Annotated in this window: 2 rRNA genes; both read left to right on the top strand. The window is 50.1% G+C overall.

The annotated features are described in order from the left end of the window. Window positions 1-201 precede the first annotated feature (201 nt). Window positions 202-3,093: ribosomal RNA gene (locus AACY09_RS21950) — 23S ribosomal RNA — on the top strand. Between the two features lie 126 nt (window positions 3,094-3,219). Then, window positions 3,220-3,335 (top strand): 5S ribosomal RNA (gene rrf / locus AACY09_RS21945). Window positions 3,336-3,366 lie beyond the last annotated feature (31 nt).

The raw sequence follows: 3,366 nt of genomic DNA, 5'->3' as shown, positions 1-3,366 counted from the left end.
GGTAGCTGAATGTTGATTTCTGGTCTTTGACTAGAAAGAAAATCGTTCTTTAAAAATTTGGGTATGTGATAGAAGTGACTAATTAATTACTTTCACTGGTAGTTAATTTGGTCAAGGTAAAATTTGTAGTTCTCAATTGCAAATTTTCGGCGAATGTCTACTTCACGTTATAGACAATAACCAGATTGCTTGGGGTTATATGGTCAAGTGAAGAAGCGCATACGGTGGATGCCTTGGCAGTCAGAGGCGATGAAAGACGTGATAGCCTGCGAAAAGCTTCGGGGAGGTGGCAAATAACCTTTGATCCGGAGATGTCTGAATGGGGGAACCCACCTAACATAAGTTAGGTATCTTGCACTGAATACATAGGTGTAAGAGGCGAACCAGGGGAACTGAAACATCTAAGTACCCTGAGGAATAGAAATCAACCGAGATTCCCTTAGTAGTGGCGAGCGAACGGGGACTAGCCCTTAAGTTGATTTGAGATTAGCGGAACGCTCTGGAAAGTGCGGCCATAGTGGGTGATAGCCCTGTACGCGAAAATCTCTTATCAATGAAATCGAGTAGGACGGAGCACGAGAAACTTTGTCTGAATATGGGGGGACCATCCTCCAAGGCTAAATACTACTGACTGACCGATAGTGAACTAGTACCGTGAGGGAAAGGCGAAAAGAACCCCGGAGAGGGGAGTGAAATAGATCCTGAAACCGTATGCGTACAAGCAGTGGGAGCAGACTTTGTTCTGTGACTGCGTACCTTTTGTATAATGGGTCAGCGACTTATTTTCAGTGGCAAGCTTAACCGAATAGGGGAGGCGTAGCGAAAGCGAGTCTTAATAGGGCGTTTAGTCGCTGGGAATAGACCCGAAACCGGGCGATCTATCCATGGGCAGGTTGAAGGTTGGGTAACACTAACTGGAGGACCGAACCGACTACCGTTGAAAAGTTAGCGGATGACCTGTGGATCGGAGTGAAAGGCTAATCAAGCTCGGAGATAGCTGGTTCTCCTCGAAAGCTATTTAGGTAGCGCCTCGTGTATCACTGCTGGGGGTAGAGCACTGTTTCGGCTAGGGGGTCATCCCGACTTACCAAACCGATGCAAACTCCGAATACCAGCAAGTGTCAGCACGGGAGACACACGGCGGGTGCTAACGTCCGTCGTGAAAAGGGAAACAACCCAGACCGTCAGCTAAGGTCCCAAAGTTATGGTTAAGTGGGAAACGATGTGGGAAGGCTTAGACAGCTAGGAGGTTGGCTTAGAAGCAGCCACCCTTTAAAGAAAGCGTAATAGCTCACTAGTCGAGTCGGCCTGCGCGGAAGATGTAACGGGGCTCAAACCATACACCGAAGCTACGGGTTCATCCTTTGGATGAGCGGTAGAGGAGCGTTCTGTAAGCCTGTGAAGGTGAGTTGAGAAGCTTGCTGGAGGTATCAGAAGTGCGAATGCTGACATGAGTAACGACAATGCGAGTGAAAAACTCGCACGCCGAAAGACCAAGGTTTCCTGCGCAACGTTAATCGACGCAGGGTGAGTCGGCCCCTAAGGTGAGGCAGAAATGCGTAATCGATGGGAAACGGGTTAATATTCCCGTACTTCTAATTACTGCGATGGAGGGACGGAGAAGGCTAGGCCAGCACGGCGTTGGTTGTCCGTGTTTAAGGTGGTAGGCTGAGATCTTAGGTAAATCCGGGATCTTAAGGCCGAGAACTGATGACGAGTTGTCTTTTAGACGATGAAGTGGTTGATGCCATGCTTCCAGGAAAAGCTTCTAAGCTTCAGGTAATTAGGAACCGTACCCCAAACCGACACAGGTGGTTAGGTAGAGAATACCAAGGCGCTTGAGAGAACTCGGGTGAAGGAACTAGGCAAAATGGCACCGTAACTTCGGGAGAAGGTGCGCCGGTGAGTGTGAAGGGTTTACCCCGTAAGCACATGCCGGTCGAAGATACCAGGCCGCTGCGACTGTTTATTAAAAACACAGCACTCTGCAAACACGAAAGTGGACGTATAGGGTGTGACGCCTGCCCGGTGCCGGAAGGTTAATTGATGGGGTTAGCTAACGCGAAGCTCTTGATCGAAGCCCCGGTAAACGGCGGCCGTAACTATAACGGTCCTAAGGTAGCGAAATTCCTTGTCGGGTAAGTTCCGACCTGCACGAATGGCGTAACGATGGCGGCGCTGTCTCCACCCGAGACTCAGTGAAATTGAAATCGCTGTGAAGATGCAGTGTATCCGCGGCTAGACGGAAAGACCCCGTGAACCTTTACTATAGCTTTGCACTGGACTTTGAGTTTACTTGTGTAGGATAGGTGGGAGGCTTTGAAGCGTGGACGCCAGTTCGCGTGGAGCCAACCTTGAAATACCACCCTGGTAACCTTGAGGTTCTAACTCTGGTCCGTTATCCGGATCGAGGACAGTGTATGGTGGGTAGTTTGACTGGGGCGGTCTCCTCCTAAAGAGTAACGGAGGAGTACGAAGGTGCGCTCAGACCGGTCGGAAATCGGTCGTAGAGTATAAAGGCAAAAGCGCGCTTGACTGCGAGACAGACACGTCGAGCAGGTACGAAAGTAGGTCTTAGTGATCCGGTGGTTCTGTATGGAAGGGCCATCGCTCAACGGATAAAAGGTACTCCGGGGATAACAGGCTGATACCGCCCAAGAGTTCATATCGACGGCGGTGTTTGGCACCTCGATGTCGGCTCATCACATCCTGGGGCTGAAGCCGGTCCCAAGGGTATGGCTGTTCGCCATTTAAAGTGGTACGCGAGCTGGGTTTAGAACGTCGTGAGACAGTTCGGTCCCTATCTGCCGTGGACGTTTGAGATTTGAGAGGGGCTGCTCCTAGTACGAGAGGACCGGAGTGGACGAACCTCTGGTGTTCCGGTTGTCACGCCAGTGGCATTGCCGGGTAGCTATGTTCGGAAAAGATAACCGCTGAAAGCATCTAAGCGGGAAACTTGCCTTAAGATGAGATCTCACTGGAACCTTGAGTTCCCTAAAGGGCCGTCGAAGACTACGACGTTGATAGGTGGGGTGTGTAAGCGCTGTGAGGCGTTGAGCTAACCCATACTAATTGCCCGTGAGGCTTGACCATATAACACCCAAACAATTTGCTGTTTGTGTGTCATAACAGAAGTTGATGAAACCGAAAGTTTGCAAGACTACAAACATCACATACCCGATTCGAAGCAGCGTCCCTGACGAGGCTTCATACAAATTGCTTGACGACCATAGAGCATTGGAACCACCTGATCCCATCCCGAACTCAGTAGTGAAACGATGCATCGCCGATGGTAGTGTGGGGTTTCCCCATGTGAGAGTAGGTCATCGTCAAGCGCCTATACCAAAACCCCAGATCATGAAAATG

It is taken from the genome of Pseudomonas sp. EL_65y_Pfl2_R95, from assembly GCF_963971045.1.
Lineage (GTDB): Bacteria > Pseudomonadota > Gammaproteobacteria > Pseudomonadales > Pseudomonadaceae > Aquipseudomonas.
This window is presented reverse-complemented; position numbering and strand designations above follow the sequence as displayed.